The sequence below is a fragment of the Ideonella aquatica genome, assembly GCF_018069755.1.
Classification (GTDB): domain Bacteria; phylum Pseudomonadota; class Gammaproteobacteria; order Burkholderiales; family Burkholderiaceae_C; genus Ideonella; species Ideonella aquatica.
On record NZ_JAGQDE010000001.1, the window covers coordinates 309661 to 323512 of the forward strand.

At 72.3% G+C, this 13852-nt stretch carries 11 protein-coding genes; 4 read left to right on the top strand and 7 right to left on the bottom strand.

From position 1 onward, the window contains the following. The first annotated feature begins 11 nt into the window (after positions 1-11). The 4 genes from KAK06_RS01425 (at position 12) to KAK06_RS01440 (ending at position 2165) form a co-directional block, all read left to right on the top strand. On the top strand, positions 12-338 hold the full coding sequence (locus tag KAK06_RS01425) for a hypothetical protein (protein ID WP_210799924.1): 327 nt from the start codon (positions 12-14) through the stop codon (positions 336-338). 46 nt (positions 339-384) lie between these two features. Then, positions 385-1371, top strand: coding sequence for a recombination-associated protein RdgC (locus KAK06_RS01430; RefSeq protein WP_210799926.1), 987 nt, complete (start codon positions 385-387; stop codon positions 1369-1371). Between the two features lie 101 nt (positions 1372-1472). Next, positions 1473-1742 carry a type II toxin-antitoxin system Phd/YefM family antitoxin gene (locus tag KAK06_RS01435; protein ID WP_210799928.1) on the top strand — a complete coding sequence of 90 codons (270 nt, stop codon included), beginning with the start codon at positions 1473-1475 and terminating at the stop codon, positions 1740-1742. 3 nt (positions 1743-1745) lie between these two features. Continuing rightward, positions 1746-2165: a type II toxin-antitoxin system VapC family toxin gene (locus KAK06_RS01440; RefSeq protein ID WP_210799929.1), complete on the top strand. Its 420-nt coding sequence runs from the start codon at positions 1746-1748 to the stop codon at positions 2163-2165. 25 nt (positions 2166-2190) lie between these two features. Here KAK06_RS01440 and KAK06_RS01445 read toward each other — a convergent pair whose 3' ends face one another. Genes KAK06_RS01445 through KAK06_RS01475 form a run of 7 tightly spaced genes read right to left on the bottom strand, consistent with a single transcriptional unit; the run spans position 2191 to position 13801 of the window. Beyond that, positions 2191-5529, bottom strand: a complete 3339-nt coding sequence (locus KAK06_RS01445) for a GH36-type glycosyl hydrolase domain-containing protein (protein ID WP_210799930.1) — start codon at positions 5527-5529, stop codon at positions 2191-2193. A 6-nt stretch (positions 5530-5535) separates the two neighbouring features. Next, entirely contained in the window at positions 5536-6279 is a 744-nt protein-coding gene (locus KAK06_RS01450) for a carboxylesterase family protein (protein WP_210799932.1), read from the bottom strand. Next, the gene (locus KAK06_RS01455) at positions 6276-9380 is read right to left on the bottom strand and encodes a discoidin domain-containing protein (RefSeq protein WP_210799933.1); all 3105 of its coding nucleotides are present in this window, start codon (positions 9378-9380) and stop codon (positions 6276-6278) included. Before KAK06_RS01455 ends, KAK06_RS01450 begins: the two co-directional genes overlap by 4 nt. Beyond that, the gene (locus KAK06_RS01460) at positions 9377-10198 is read right to left on the bottom strand and encodes a carbohydrate ABC transporter permease (protein WP_210799934.1); all 822 of its coding nucleotides are present in this window, start codon (positions 10196-10198) and stop codon (positions 9377-9379) included. Before KAK06_RS01460 ends, KAK06_RS01455 begins: the two co-directional genes overlap by 4 nt. Then, entirely contained in the window at positions 10195-11085 is an 891-nt protein-coding gene (locus KAK06_RS01465; RefSeq protein ID WP_210799935.1) for a carbohydrate ABC transporter permease, read from the bottom strand. The genes KAK06_RS01460 and KAK06_RS01465 overlap by 4 nt, the downstream gene beginning before the upstream one ends. After that, entirely contained in the window at positions 11082-12356 is a 1275-nt protein-coding gene (locus KAK06_RS01470) for a sugar ABC transporter substrate-binding protein (RefSeq protein ID WP_210799936.1), read from the bottom strand. Before KAK06_RS01470 ends, KAK06_RS01465 begins: the two co-directional genes overlap by 4 nt. Beyond that, positions 12353-13801 carry a glucoamylase family protein gene (locus KAK06_RS01475; RefSeq protein ID WP_210799937.1) on the bottom strand — a complete coding sequence of 483 codons (1449 nt, stop codon included), beginning with the start codon at positions 13799-13801 and terminating at the stop codon, positions 12353-12355. Before KAK06_RS01475 ends, KAK06_RS01470 begins: the two co-directional genes overlap by 4 nt. Between the last annotated feature and the right edge of the window lie 51 nt (positions 13802-13852).

Sequence of the window (13852 nt, forward strand, 5' to 3'; positions counted from 1 at the left end):
AGGCACCTCCCTTGGACCTGAAGCTCCCGATCCGCATCATCGATGAACTCGACGACGACATCGTCGAATCCACCGGCATCCTCGACCTCGCCAGCGGCGAGATCTTTGACGTCAAGCTCTCTGACGCCAACGACCCGCCCTACGACGGCTTTCCCGCCGAGGACGAGAGCTACGACTTCACCAGCGGCGTGCTGAGCAACGGCAAGAAGGAAGTGGAGTTCCGCGTCGAGGTGGACGTGGTGGGCCGGCGCTACTCGGTCACGCCCAGCGAGCTGCTGGAGCTCAAGGGCCGCGCTGCCAAGCTGTTCTCCGCGCCTCCCGGCACCTCCACGCGCTGAGCGCCACCTGCCTGCACCGGCCGCCTGACAGCGGCCTCGTCCCCTCATGTTCAAGAACCTGATCGTCTACCGCCTGGCGCCCGAGTGGCAGCCCGACGTGGCCGCTGCCGAGGCCGCGTTGCAGGCCGCGCGCTTCACGCCCTGCGGCCTGACGCAGCCGGTGTCGGCCGGCTTCGTCGAGCCGCGCGGCCACGACCACGGCCCGCTGCTCGAGCTGGTGGGTGGCCAGTGGCTGCTGAAGCTGCAGACCGAGTCGCGCCTGCTGCCCTCGGCCGTGGTCAAGCGCCGGGTGGACGAACTGGCCCAGCAGATCGAGCAGCAGACCGGCCGCCAGCCCGGCAAGCGCGAGAAGCGCGAGCTCAAGGACCAGGCCACGCTGGAGCTGCTGCCCCAGGCCTTCACCCGCCAGGGCGCCACCCGCATCTGGATCGACCCCACCGCCCGCGCGCTGATGGTGGACGCCAGCAGCGCCAAGCGTGCCGAGGACGTGGTGACGCTGCTGACCAAGGCGCTGCCCGGTTTCGGCGTGCGCGCGCTGCAGACCACGCTGTCGCCCGCCGCCGCGATGGCCGCCTGGCTGCTCGACGGCGAGGCCCCGGCCCCGTTCCACCTGGAGCGCGAGTGCGAACTGAAGGCGCCTGACGAAGTGCGCGCCACCGTGCGCTACACCCGCCACCACCTCGACATTGACGAGGTGCGCGAGCACATCAAGGCCGGCAAGCAGGCCACCAAGCTGGCCCTGGGCTGGCGCGGCCGCGTGGCCTTCATCCTGACGGACACGCTGCAGGTCAAGCGCATTGCCTTCGATGATGTGGTGTTCGAGTCCACCAAGGGCTCGCAGACGGCGCCCGAGGAAGCCTTCGACGCCGACGCCGCCATCGCCACCGGCGAACTGGCGCCGCTGGTGGCCGAGCTGATCGAGGCGCTGGATGGCGAGCTCGATGAGAGTGCGGGCCCGGCGGTGCCGGCGTCGTCGCCTGCGACGGTGCAAACCCTGGCCACGGCTGGCGACGACAGCGCGCCTTGGGACTGAGGACCGCCATGGGCGGCCACCCCGATGGACATCGGCCATCCGGGCAAGAAATGTCATAACATGCAGACATTCAGCGGGGACTGCTCCCGCCGGAGTGCCGCATGCCCACCATCACGACCATTCCCGCGCGCGAGTTCGCACGCAATCTGGCCGGCGCCAAGCGCGCGGCACAGGATGGGCCAGTGCTCATCACCGACCGCGGCGAGCCGACCTACGCCCTCCTGCGCATCGAAGACTATTACCGCCTGACAGGGCGGCAAGCCGCCACCCGCAGCCTGCTGGTCGCGATGGAGGGCCTGCCGGGCACCGAGGGCATCGATTTCGAAGCGCCTCGGCAAGCCGGCACGGCCAGGGTGATCGACCTGGATTGAGCCGTGATCCTGCTCGACACCAACGTCATCTCCGAACTGCGACCTGGCAAGCGCGAGCCGTCGGCCCAGGTGCGCGCCTGGGCCGACCAGCAGCCCGTGGACACGCTGTACCTCAGCGCACTGACCGTTCTGGAACTGCGCCTGGGCATGGAGCGCAAGGCGCGTGTCGATGCCGAACAGGGGCGACGCTTGCGCCTGTGGATCGAGGCTGTCGAGGCTGAGTTCGACGATCGCATCCTGCCGTTTCGTGCCCGCACGGCGCGGCACTGTGCGCCGCTGCATGTGCCGGATCCGCGCAACCTGGCTGATTCGATGATCGCTGCCACCGCGGTGGAGCACGGCCTGGTGCTGGCCACGCGCAACGTGCGCGACTTTCAGGGCTTCGGTCTGCGCCTGGTGAACCCCTGGGACGATCCTGCCTGACGTCGCCTGGCCGGGGCGGTGCCGATCAACCCAGCACCACCTGCACCGAGCCACCACCGCCTGTGGCCGCCTCCCAGTCCGGGCGAGCGATGACTGCAGCGCCTGAGCGGTAAGCATGGCGGCGACGGGTGAAGCCGATCGGCCGCCCCTCCACGCTCACACCGTGGACCCCAGCCCCGGCAGCCCCCACCCGGTAGCGCACGGTCAGCGTTTGTGGACCCAGGACCAGCGTCACCTCCAACCCATCCATCGCCGCCGGCATCACCGGGTCGATCACCACCGCATCGTGCTCCAGGCGGATGCCCAGGAACTGGCGGATCACCAGTGACAGCGCGATGCCCGCGCCGCTGGAGTAGACGCGCCAGCCGCCCTCCAGCGGCACCTCGCCGCGGGCGATGCGCTCGTAGTGGTCCTGGGCTTGGTAGCGATCGCTGAACAGCGCGTCGCTGCTGCTGTAGTAGCAGTTGGCCTGGCGCGGGGCGGCGCTGGCCAGGCGCTGCTGCAGGGCCACGGGGGTGGCCAGGCCCAGGGCCTCGGCGAAGGCCTCGGCCTCGCCCAGGTGGGCCAGGGCCTCGGCCCAGCGCAGGTGGGCGTGGGTGTACATCAGGCCGATCTCGCGGCCGAAGTAGCTGCTGCTCTCGGCCCGCTGGAACAGCGTCTGTGGGCCGCCACGGTAGGGCAGCGGGGCGTCGAACAGGCGGGCGCCGTCGGGGCCCATCAGATGCTGGCGGATCAGCGCCACATGGTGGCGCGCCTCCTCGGGCGTCAGCAGGTCGTTGAGGATGGCGTGCATCATCGGCAGCAGGCTGTGGCGCACGCCGGTGCGCGCATCGCGCGGGTGCAGCAGCCACTCGGGCGGCTGGCCGGGCGGGCGCAGCAGGTAGCCGGCGATCTGGCCGTCGGCGATCAGCTGCTGGCGGAACTGTTCGCGCACCGCCTGGGCGCGCTCGGCCAGCGCCGCGGCCTCGGGACGGTCGGCCTGCCGCAGCGCGCGCGACAGCGTGGTGAGCACCTGGTGGTGGAGGGTGACGGTCCAGCTGCTGCACAGGTGCTCGCGCAGCGCGGGGTCGGCGGGCTGCAGTGCGTCGTTCCAGTCACCATGGCCGTAGGCCGCCAGCAGCGTGCCGGGCAGTACGCGGGCTTCGGTGATGGCCAGTGCGCGCTGGACGTGCTGCCACAGCGTTTCCGTAATACCGTCCTGGTGGTAGGGCAGCGGCTCGTCCAGCAGGGCGTGGTCGCCGCTGGCGATCAGGTACTGGCCCAGCGCCAGCAGCGGCCAGTAGACGATGTCGCCGTGCGAGTCGCCGGCGCGGATCTCCCGTTCGCGCGCGAAGAACATGAACCACTGCGGCCAGTCGCCGCTGCGGTCCTGGGCGCTGAAGACCTGGCGCAGCAGATCACGCACCGGCGCCGTGCGCTGCAGCGCCAGCAGCAGCTCGACCGGCCCCTGGCAGACATCGCGCGTGCCCCAGCCGCCGCCGCTGAACTGCTCCAGCCCACGCGGTGCCAGGAAGTGCACCAGCGCGTTGTGCTGGAACCAGGGCAGGATGGTGGCCAGCCGCTGGGGCAGGTCCTGGCCGGGCGGCGCGCTCACGTCGGCCAGTGGGCTGGGGGGCAGTGCGGCGGCAGCCGGGGGCGCCACCTCGACCAGTCCCCCGTGCAGGGTGCAGCCACCGGCCCTGGCGGGCGCGCAGCGCAGCGCCAGCCAGGGCGTGCCCTGCGGGCGGCCGCTGTTGAACAGCAGGCGGTCGTCATCGATGGCTTCGAGCACCGCGCCGGGCGTGGCGCGCAGCGTGAAGCGGCCCTGCGGGAAGCGCTCGCCCAAGGGTGTGCCCGGGCGTGTGAACACATGCAGAGCGTTGCCGTCACGGGCCCAGCGCGGTGTGGTGGCGTCGACACAGTCGTCGCCGTCGATCGCCACCTGCAGTGCCAGCAGCACGCGCAGCGGCGCGCCCTCGGCCACGCGCCAGTCCAGCGTCAGCGCATGCGGGCGGTGCTGCAGGCCGGCGCGCACCTCGATCAGTCCGCCGTCATGCCGGTACCACCACTGCGCGCTGTCGGGCGTCATCGCAAAGGCGCTGGGCTGGTCCAGCAGGCGCCAGCCGCCAGCGGTCTCGACGAACAGGCGCAGGCCCTGGCTGCGGAACTGGCCCAGGTAGCCGCGTACCGTGCCCAGCCAGCGGTTGATGCCCACATGGCCCTGGGTGACCATCGAGTGGAACACGCCGCCCATCCAGCAGGTGCTGGTCAGTGCGGACTCATCGGGTTCGAGCGCGTCGCCACTGCGCAGCAGGTGGCCGTGCGGACGCAGCACCTGGCGCGCCTTGGCGGGGGTCACCAGGTGCTGCGGCCCGACGAATGCGGAGAGCAAACGGCCCTCGGCGTCGCGCTCCTCATGCCGCCGCTCGCCAGGCACCCAGGCCTGCAGCGTGGCGTCGTCGGGCGACTGGCAGGCCAGCGCGGGGGCGCTGCTGAAGAGGCTGCGCGGCGCGGCGGCGGTCGCCGGCCAGGCCGGTGGCGCCGGCGGACAGTGGGCTTCGGCCATCGCCGTCACGGTCTCCACCCAGGCCAGGTCGGCCGGGCCACTCGCTGCCGGGTGATCGGCCAGCAGCAGGGCGAAGAACCCCAGTTGCGCCCGCGCACCTGGCGGCAGCGTCAGCGCCTCGTCCTGCAGCGCCAGCAGCGCGTGTTCATGCTGCAGGCGCTGCGCCGGCAGGCCTTGCCGCAGCGCCATGGCGTCGTCGTCTGCGTCGCCGTGGGCGCCGCGGCCCCACCACTGCAGGCCGTCAGTGGCCCAGGCCACGCTGCGCCGCAGCGAGCCCAGCAGCAGCCAGGGGTGGCGGCCCTCCACCGCCAGGTTCTGCCGCGTGGCCAGCACGGTGCCGTGGCGCGAGTGCTGCAGCGGCTGGTGGTCCAGATAGTGGCTGACGTAGTACTCGTTGGTACGCACCGCGCCCCAGGGGGCCAGGCCGGGGTCCAGTGCATGCAGCGCATCGAGCTGCAGTGTCTGAGGACCGTCGTTGTGCAGCTCCACATGCCAGAACCAGGCGGTGTCGCTGGCCGAGGGCACCAGGTGCACGCGCCAGTCCAGGCCGTCCTGGCGGCCCTGGGCATGCAGACCCAGCGCATCGACATGCACGCTGGAGACGCTGTGCGGGCCGAGCAGCGGGATCACGTCCGGTGTCTCGCCGCCCAGGCGGCGCAACCACAGGCCGTGGGGGCTGGCGTCGTGGACGCTGGCGGCGTGCTGGTTGACCGACAGACCCAGGGCCTGCAGGCGGCGCAGGCTGCCATGGGCGGTGAACAGGAAGTCCAGCCCGGCCGGGCTGGTGACGCGCAGATCTGTGCAGAGAGGAGCGCTCATCAGGGGTCAGCGGCGGCGCTGGGCCAGCAGCCAGCTCAGCAGTTCGGGGGTGTCGTAGGCGCGGGTCCAGCTGTCGTGGCCCACGCCGGGGTACTCGGTGAAGCGTGGCTGGGCTCCGGCGGCCCGCAGCGCGGCGATCAGCGCGCGGTGCGGGCCGATCGGCACCGCGTCATCGGCGTCGCCGTGGAAGGCCCAGACCGGCAGGGTCTTCAGCGTGTCGACGCGGTCCTCGTCGCCGTAGCCGCAGATGGGCGCGATCGCGGCCAGGTCCTGCGGGTACTCGGCCGCCCAGGCCCAGGTGCCAAAGCCGCCCATCGACAGACCGGTGCAGACCACGCGGTCTGGGTCGGCGGGCAGCGTGGGCAGCAGGTGCTGCAGCAGCGCGTGCAGCAGGTGGGCGTTCCAGGCGGTGCCGGCCTCCGCCTGCGGGCCGACGACGATGAAGGGGAAATCGTCCTGCCGCTCCAGCGTCTTCAGCGGCCCGTGGACGCGCACCGCCTGCAGGTCCTTGCCGCGCTCGCCCGAGCCGTGCAGGAAGAACATCACCGGCCAGCGGCGGCCGGGCTCGGTGGCCACGGCGCGCGGCAGGTACAGCCAGTAGCGCAGGCGTGCGCGAACCAATACCTGGACGTCGGCGGACTGGGCGTGCAGACCCGGGGTGGGGGTGCTCAAGGTGGTGCAGGCCGCCAGCGGCGGCAGGGTGAGGCCCGCCAGGCCGGCGTGCAGCCACTGGCGTCGGGTGAGGGTCATGGGGTGGGCTCCAGCGTGATCGTCAGCGGCGGCGCGGGCAGCGACAGCTCGCGCGCCTGCCAGGGCAGCACCCGGCCCTGGGCATCGCGGGCGATGGGCAAGGGTGCGCCCTCAGGCCAGCGCAGGTGCAGGCCGCCGGCAGGAGGCCGAGCCAGCGCGTCGACCGACAGCGTCCAGCCGCGGCCCTGCGGCGTCAGCGACCAGGCCAGCGGCCCGAAGGCCGTGCGCAGGCCGCGCACCGCCCAGGGCTCGCCCAGCCAGGCGGTGCGCAGGCCCGCGCCGATCACCAGGCTGTGGTCGCGCTCGCGCTCATAGGCCAGCGCATCGAGCGCGCTGCGCAGATAGTCGGAGCTGACCCAGGCGTGCGGCATGTCACCCAGGAAATGCACCGCGCGCGGGTCGCGCATCACCACCTCGGCCCACTGGTTCCAGCCGGCGGGGCGCTGGTCGGCGAAGAAGAAGTCCAGCATCTGCCAGGCGCGCTCACCCTGGCCCAGGCGCAGCAGCGCACCGACGCTGCGCAGCTCGTAGGGTGTGTAGTCTTTCCAGTCGCGCCGGCCCAGGCGGCGCGCCTCGGCCTCCTGCCAGTAGCGCTCGAAGGTGGCCTGCAGCCAGTCGGGCGGCAGCAGGTCGTCGGCCTGGGCGGGGCTCAGCGCGACGGTGGTGGAGGTGGCGTCGAAGTCGCCCAACTCCGCGGCGCCGGGGATGTAGGCAATGCCTTTGGCCTGCATGGCCCGGGCGATCGACAGGCGCAGTTCGCTGGCGAACTCGTCGCGCCAGGCGGCCCAGCGGGTGGCGCTGGCTTCGTCGCCCACCGCGCGGGCCAGCCGCGGCGCGTCGCGGTAGCCGCGCAGTGCCCAGAAGTTGTCCCAGTACGAGTGCATGGGCTTCTCGGAGTAGCCCTCGTGGCTGATCGAGGCCGGCATCAGGCCGAAGAAGGCCTCGCGGCCGGGGGCGCGGTTGGCCTCGCTGCGCTCGCTCTGGCGCAGCGACTCCATGTAGGCCACCACGCGCTGCACCCGCGGCCAGTGGCGCTGCAGGAAGGCGCGGTCGCCGGTGTGTTGCCACACCAGCATCACCGCATGCAGGTACTGGCCGTGGCTGTCGTTCTCGGGCACCGGGTCGGCGCCGCGGCGGTCGATGCAGCAGGGCACCTTGCCATTGGCAAAGAGGCGCTCGCCGAACCAGTCGACGAAGTCGCGCGAGGCGCCCACCTCGCCCGCCCGCAGCAGGCCTTCGACCATCATCGCGCCGTCGCGGATCCAGCTGCGCGCATAGCTGCGTGTGCCGGGCTGCAGCGCGGGGCCGTCGCGGCTGATCAGGATCTGCGCGATGGCGCTGCGCAGGCTGTTGGCCACCCGCTGCGCGGGCGCGGGCAACTGCAGCGCCACGGCGCCCAGGCGCTGGTGCCAGGTGGTGGCGATGCGCTCGAAGCGCGCGTCCAGGCTGGAGATGGCCTCGACGGGCGCGTGCGCGCTGCCCAGCGGCACGGCCAGCGCGATCGTGCGGGCCTGGCCCGGCGCCAGGTCCAGCGCGTAGCGCAGCGCACCGGAGGCGCTGGCCTGCGGGTCGTTCACGTCGGCGGCGCGGCTCGGCGTGTCGCCCTCGGCCAGACCGGCGTCAAAGGGGCGCAGTTCCACCGCATCTGGCGCTTGCAGCGCGCGTACACGCGGCTGGCCGTCCACCCACCACTGCGCGTCGCGCCAGGCCAGGCGGCGCAGCGGCACGGCGCCGCCAGGGGTGTTGAGGAACTGCTGCGGCGGATTGACCTGCCAGGGGCGCAGGCCCAGCAGCAGATGGCCTGTCAGCGGCGCGTCGGGCGGCGCCTGCACGCGGTAGCGCAGCCACATCACCGGCGCCTGTGCCGGTCCGTCGGCGGCGGCGTCGATGGTGAGCTGCGCGCGCGGGTGCTGCCAATGCACCGCGGGCATCGGCAGGAAGCCGTCGCGCAGCGTGTGTGTGGCCTGCACCGAGGCCCAGTCGATGCGCGTGCCATCAGCCAGGCGCAGTGCGGGCACGAGGCTGACGTCGCCGGCGCCGATCTCCGCCGCACCGTCCTCGTCCAGCAGACCGGAGCGCGCACCGCCGCCATCGACGCCCACCACGGTCCAGTAGCTCTGCTCGTTCAGGAACGCGCGGGGCAGCGTGCCGCGCGGCAGCGCCAGCGCGCGGGTCTTGAGGACCGCGTTGGTGTCGGGCCAGGCGCCGGGCTCGATGCGCTGCAGCTCGGCCAGCGCGTCGCCGCCCTGGCGCTGCACCAGGCGCAGGTGGCGCGCGCGCTCGTCGGGCAGGTGCAGGGTGTCGATCGGGCCCTGGGCGCCGTCGACGCGGCGCAGCAGCCGCCAGTGACGGCCGTCGTCGGAGGCCTCCAGGCGCAGCGTGCGCGGCTGCGTGCCGCCACGCCACCAGTGCAGTGCCACGCCATCGAGTTCGCGCACGGCGCCGTAGTCCACCTGCAGCCGGGCGCGGCCGGGGCCGGGCGACCAGGCGGTGGCGGCGTCGCCGTCCAGGGGCGCAGCGGCCTCGGCCCTGTCCCGGTCGGCCCGGGCGGTGGGCGTGGGCCAGGTGGCGGGGGGTGGGTCCTGCGCGGTCAGGCTCAGCTGCTGCAGGCAGACCTCGCCGTGGCCGCCGTCGCGGCCGGCGGCCACGGCCAGCTCCAGCTGGGCGGTGCGACGCAGCGCCTTGTCGGCCGTGGGGCCCCAGGCGAATGACACGGCACGGCCAGGGATGCGCCATTCGACGGGCTGCTGCGGCGGCGGCGTGTTGGCACGGCGGTGCCACCAGACGTTCTCGCCGCGCTCATCGACGAACTTCAGCTGGATGTCGTTGGCACCACCGCGGCCGTGCAGGCGCAGCGCCAGTGCGGGGTGGGCCGGCCAGTCGATCGGCAGGGCGCGTCGGGCCACCGCGTAGCCGGAGACGCCGTTGAAATCGTAGGCCAGGCACAGGCCGCCACGGGCGTCGCGGCGCAGCGCGGCGCGCACCTGGTCCGAGGCCTCGGCGCGCCAGGCGCTGGTGTCACGGAAGTCGTCCAGCACGCGGGTGGTCGCGGCCTGCGCGGCGCTGGCCGCGAGCAGCAGGATCAGCGCTACCCACCTCATTGCTTGACCCCGCCCATCAGCAGCCCCTGCAGGTAGAAGCGCTGCAGCGCCAGGAACAGGCCCAGCACCGGCAGCACGGTCAGCACCGCGCCGGCCATCATCAGCTCGGTGTCCTGCACGTGCTCGCGCGACAGGCCGGCCAGCGCCACCGGCAGCGTCTGCAGCTCGCGGTCGGTCAGCACGATCAGCGGCCACATGAAGTCGTTCCAGGCGCCCAGGAAGCTCAGCAGGGCCAGCGTCACCACCACTGGCGCCAGCAGCGGCAGCACCACCGAGCGGAAGATGCGCCACTCGCCGGCGCCGTCCAGGCGCGCGGCCTCGATCAGCTCGTCGGGGATGCCCAGCGCGTACTGGCGCACCAGGAAGATGCCGAACACGCTGGCCAGCCAGGGCACCAGCGCGCCGGCCAGGGTGTTGACCAGGCCCAGGTTCTTCAGCATCAGAAAGAGCGGCAGCATCGCCACCTGCGCCGGGATCACCAGCGCGCCCAGCAGCGCGCGGAACAGCGTGTCGCGGCCGCGGAAGCGCAGCTTGGCAAAGGCATAGCCGGCGCTCAGGTTGAACAGCAGCGACAGCGCGGTGGCGCCCAGCGCCAGCAGCAGGCTGTTGATGAAGGGCCGGCCGATGCCGTCGCCGCTGAACAGCGCGCGGTAGTGCTGCAGCGTGGGCTGCGCGGGCCACAGCGGTGGGGGGAGGGTACTGGCCTCCCCCGGCACCATCAGCGAGGCCGCCACCATCCAGGCCAGCGGCGCCAGCGTCAGCGCGGCGATGCACATCAGCGCCGCGTGCAGCAACAACGAGACGGCTCGGCGGTTCATGCCGCGCCCTCCTGCCGCCGTGCCACCCACAGTTGCAACCGCGTCAGCGCGAACATCAGCAGGAACAGCACAAAGGCCACGGCCGAGGCCGCGCCCAGGCTCCACCACTTGAAGCCCTCCTCGTACATGAAGTACAGCACAGTGACGGTGCGCTGCGCCGGCCCGCCCTGCGTCATCACGTAGGGCTCGGCAAAGAGCTGGAAGTGGCCGGCCATGGTGAGGATGCTGACCATCAGCAGCATCGGCGCCAGCTGCGGCAGCGTGATGTGGCGCAGCTGCTGCCAACGGGTGGCGCCTTCCAGCTGCGCGGCCTCGTACAGCTCCTTCGGGATGGCCTGCAGGCCGGCCAGCAGGATCACCATGTTGTAGCCGTAGTTCTTCCAGACCGACATCAGCATGATCGCCGGCATGGCGGTGGCGGGGTTGCCCAGCCAGTCGATGGCATCCACGCCCAGCCAGGCCAGGCCGTGGTTGATCAGACCGTAGCGGGTGTGCAGCAGGTACTTCCAGACCACCGCCACCGCCACCAGCGTGGTCACCACCGGTGCGAACAGCGCGGTGCGGAAAAAGGCCCGTGCCTTCACCAGCGGCGAGTTCAGCAGCAGCGCCGCGCCGAGTGATGCGCCGATCGACAGCGGCACACCCACCACCACAAAGAACAAGGTGTTGCCCAGCGCCTGCCAGAACAGCGGCGTGGTGAGCAGCCGGCTGTAGTTGTCCAGGCCGGCGAAACGCAGGTTGTCCAGCGAGGCCAGTGCGTAGATGTCGAAGTCGGTGAAGCTCAGGGCCAGCGCGGCCAGCACCGGCAACGCGAAGAACACCGCGATCGCCATCACCGCGGGGGCGACGAACAGCCAGCCGGCCCAGTCCAAGGGCTTGAGCCTCATGCGCGGCCCCCGCGGCGCGCCAGCATCCAGCGGCGCTTCTCCAGCAGGCGGTCGGCGCGCTCGTCCAGCACCGCCAGCGCGGTCTCGGGCGCCATCGTGCCGCGCACCACATGCTCCAGCACCAGCTTGATCTCGGTGGCAATGCGCTCCCACTCGGGCACCTGCGGCACCGGGCGCACATGCTCCAGTTGTGCGCGAAAGGCCTGTGTGGGAGCGTCGGTGGCCAGTGTGCCGCCGGCCCAGGCGCTGCGCCGCGGTGGCAGGTTGCCGGTCATCGCATGGAAACGCTGCTGCACCTCGGGCCGTGCCAGGTAGCGCATCACGGCGAAGGCCTCGGGCTTGTGCGCCGAGCGGCGGAACATCGCCAGGCTGGCGCCGCCGGCGATCGATGCGCCGGGGCCGCGTGTGCCCTCGGGGCCAGGCAGTGGCGCGGTGGCCCAGCTGCGCTGCAGTGCGGGCGGCAGGCGTCGGCGGAACTCGCCGATCTGCCAGGGGCCGCTGATGTAGAAGCTGAAGTAGCCGCGGCCGAACTCGTTCCAGAGGTTGGCGATCTCCTGGTTGCTGGCCGGCGGCGCCAGCTGCTCGCGGTACATCGACACAAAGAAGTCCCAGGCGCGGCGAAAACCCGCGCTGCGGAAATGCCCACGCGTGGCGTTCTCGCTCAGCAGCGGCTCGTCTTGCTGCAGGCCCAGGGCCACGATCGGGTCGTACTCGTTGAGCGGCAGCAGCACCGCGTAGTTGGCGGGGCCCACGCGCTGGCGGATGGCGCGCAGCATGCGCTGCCACTCGGCCCAGTCGGCGGGCGGGTGGTCAAAGCCGGCCTGGGCCAGCAGGTCGCGGCGGTAGAACAGCAGCCGGGTGTCGACATACCAGGGCAGGCCGTAGAGCGTGCCGTCGATCAGGTTGGTGCGCCAGATGCCGTCGAAGTGGTCGGCGGGGTCGATCTCGGGCGCCTGCGCCAGCCACGGCGCCAAGGGTTCCAGCGCGCCCAGCGCGGCGAACTCGGGCAGCCAGGTGTTGCCCAGCTGGGCCAGATCGGGCGTCGCGTCGCCGGCAAAGGCGGTGAGCAGCTTCTCGTGCGCGGCACTCCAGGGCAGTTGCTCGATGCGCAGGCGGATCCCGGGGTGCTCGGTGCGGAAGTCCTGCAGCAACTCGGCCACCACCTCGCCCTCGCGGCCCATGGCCCAGAAGCGCAGCGTGCCGTCGCCCGGGCGCGCGCAGCCCGCCAGCGGCGTGGCCGCCAGCAGCAGGTGGCGCCGCCGCAGGCTCATCCCAGCCAGCCGCCGGTGAAGCCGGCGCGCCGCAGGCCGCGGCGCAGCGTGGGCTCGCCGCGCATCACGCGCCACAGGCCGCCATGGCGGTGGTTGGCGGCGGCCAGCGCGATCGAGCCCTGGTCGATGCCGATGTGGTCCGTGCCTGTCCAGCCAAAGCCGGGCACGGTGCGACCATCGGACAGCTGGGCGCCCTCAGCCCGGAAGCTGGTGTTGAAGCTGTCGACAAAGCCGTGGTGGTTGTAGATCACGCGGCCGAAGCGCTGCCGCAGCGCGCGCAGCAGCGGCAGCACCACCTCCGGCGCGAAGGGCAGGCTGGACAGGCCGGCGGCCGGCGCCAGCGTGCCGTCGTCGAAGGTGCCGACCAGGGCGGCGCCGCGGGCGCGGTAGTCGTGGAACTGACGTGTGCGGCCGCGGTGGTCGGGGCCCTGGATCATGCCGGGACCGTCGCAGGCGGTCAGGCCCCAGATGTCGGCGCCGTAGTCGTTCCAGTCCTGCGGGTTGGCCACGGCATAGGCGCGCTGCGCCAACGTGGCGCGGCGGCTGTTCTCGAAGTAGTCCAGGCCCTTGTCGCGCATGAAGCGGTCCTGCAGGCCGCGGAAGTCGATGAAGCAGTGGCTGAACTGGTGCCAGAACAGCGGCGCGCCGCCCAGGTGGGTCTGGCCCATGAAGGTGCCCCAGCCGCGGGTGTAGGTGCGGCAGTAGTCGTCCCAGGACGAGGCCGCGGCGGGGTGGGTGGGCGATCCCAGCGCCAGCAGGTACATCATCGTCGCTTCGTCGTAGCCGAGGTAGTCGATGAAGTCGGCGAAGCCGCGCTCGGGGTTCCAGCCCATGCAGATCAGGCCGCCGCGCTGCTGCATCCAGGGCCAGTCGATGCGCTCGTGGATCGCCTGCACGCGCTGGCGCAGTTCGCGTTCGTCGGCGTGGTCGCCGTCGAAGAAGGCCTGCGCCGTCAGCAGACCGGTCAGCAGCCAGGCGGTGTCGATGCTGGAGAGCTCGACACCCGGCGCGAAACGGGTGCCGCGCTCGATGTCGATGAAATGGTAGAAGAAGCCGCGGTGGCCCGCCACGCCGCTGGCCTGCGGGCCCTGCGGCGCCTGAGCCAGGAAGCGCGCGGCCGTCAGGCAGCGGGCCAGCGCTTGTTCGCGCGGGCGCAGGCCAGATTGCACCGCCGCCACGAAGACCGCCAGGGCAAAGCCGGTGGCCGCGGTGCTGGCCATGCGCGGGTTGCCCGGAGAGCGGTCGGGCGCCAGGCCGCTGACCGGGTGGGTGGTGTCCCAGAAGTAGCCGATCGTGCGGGCCAGCAGGTCGTCGAGCAACACGTCGTTGCTGGCGGGCAGGTCGGTCTCGCCAAAGGGGGACGCGGCCTGAACCGATAGCGGCAGCAGGCCGGCCGGCGCCAGGGCCAGCAGGTGGCGGCGGGTCAGGGAAGGAGAGGCGGGCATCGTCACAGGGCCAGGGTCGGGATGAGCGCGAGCGCCACGCGGATCGGCCCG

Excerpts from the sequence above, each read along its gene's own strand:
- KAK06_RS01430 (WP_210799926.1), top strand. The coding sequence starts at position 385 with ATGTTCAAGAACCTGATCGTCTACCGCCTGGCGCCCGAGTGGCAGCCC.
- KAK06_RS01475 (WP_210799937.1), bottom strand. The coding sequence starts at position 13,801 with ATGCCCGCCTCTCCTTCCCTGACCCGCCGCCACCTGCTGGCCCTGGCG.
- KAK06_RS01465 (WP_210799935.1), bottom strand. The coding sequence starts at position 11,085 with ATGAGGCTCAAGCCCTTGGACTGGGCCGGCTGGCTGTTCGTCGCCCCC.
- KAK06_RS01470 (WP_210799936.1), bottom strand. The coding sequence starts at position 12,356 with ATGAGCCTGCGGCGGCGCCACCTGCTGCTGGCGGCCACGCCGCTGGCG.
- KAK06_RS01435 (WP_210799928.1), top strand. The coding sequence starts at position 1,473 with ATGCCCACCATCACGACCATTCCCGCGCGCGAGTTCGCACGCAATCTG.
- KAK06_RS01445 (WP_210799930.1), bottom strand. The coding sequence starts at position 5,529 with ATGAGCGCTCCTCTCTGCACAGATCTGCGCGTCACCAGCCCGGCCGGG.
- KAK06_RS01460 (WP_210799934.1), bottom strand. The coding sequence starts at position 10,198 with ATGAACCGCCGAGCCGTCTCGTTGTTGCTGCACGCGGCGCTGATGTGC.
- KAK06_RS01450 (WP_210799932.1), bottom strand. The coding sequence starts at position 6,279 with ATGACCCTCACCCGACGCCAGTGGCTGCACGCCGGCCTGGCGGGCCTC.
- KAK06_RS01455 (WP_210799933.1), bottom strand. The coding sequence starts at position 9,380 with ATGAGGTGGGTAGCGCTGATCCTGCTGCTCGCGGCCAGCGCCGCGCAG.